General features: G+C 25.7%; 1 pseudogene. It reads right to left on the bottom strand.

Annotation, left to right across the window (positions count from 1 at the left end):
- Positions 1–768, bottom strand: a pseudogene (locus AMN78_RS04160) (hypothetical protein); the annotation flags it as partial.

Below are 768 nucleotides of genomic sequence, written 5' to 3'. Positions count from 1 at the left end.
TAAGAATTGTTATTTCATTGGGATATTTATTAAATCTCTTGAAATAAATATTATTGTATCTCTTAAATTCTTTATAGTTTACTGACGGGTAATAAACAGTTTTAATTGTGTTTTCATAAAATATACTCTCATCAAACCACTGATTAACTGTTGTAAACAAAACTTTATCTTGATTAACATCGGTATATACCAATGAGGTTAAAACACTTTTTAGATTATTTCCAAAATCAATTATAATTACAGAGTCAAAATTAACATCTCCAAGTGTATAAAGTTGTTCAAGTCTTTCTAGGGCTTTGATAGATTGTTCATCGTCTTTATCCTCAAACATTTTTTTTCTAAGCTTTAAATTATTTTTTCTTTGAGAATAGTTTGTTAGAGTTTCTATCTCACCAGTTAAAACTTGTGGATTCGGGTTATATTTAAAAGTTCTTATACTATCTAAACTCATTTCCTTTAATTTTTGTTCAATCAAATTTGTGTACTGGTTTTCCGGAAACATAATAACAGTTTTATTTTTTTTTTCTTTTTTTATAAAATTAATTAATGAAGTTAGTTGAGACTCTAAACTTACCCCAATACTTATAATATTGTTTGAAAATTTTGGTGAAATGTTTGACGGTGAAATAAAAACTAAATCATTAAATTTTTTTACCTCTTTGAAGTCCTCGTTATTTATCGGTCCTAATATAATTTTTATTCCTTTGGATTTTATATCTTCAATTGCATTGTTAAGTTTTTCTTTATCGTTATGCCCAGAGTCTCTGG

The sequence above is a fragment of the Candidatus Pelagibacter communis genome (genome assembly GCF_001179945.1).
Lineage (GTDB): Bacteria > Pseudomonadota > Alphaproteobacteria > Pelagibacterales > Pelagibacteraceae > Pelagilacustribacter > Pelagilacustribacter ubique_A.
Note: the sequence above shows the minus strand (reverse complement) of the source record. Positions and strands in the feature narration are given on the sequence as shown.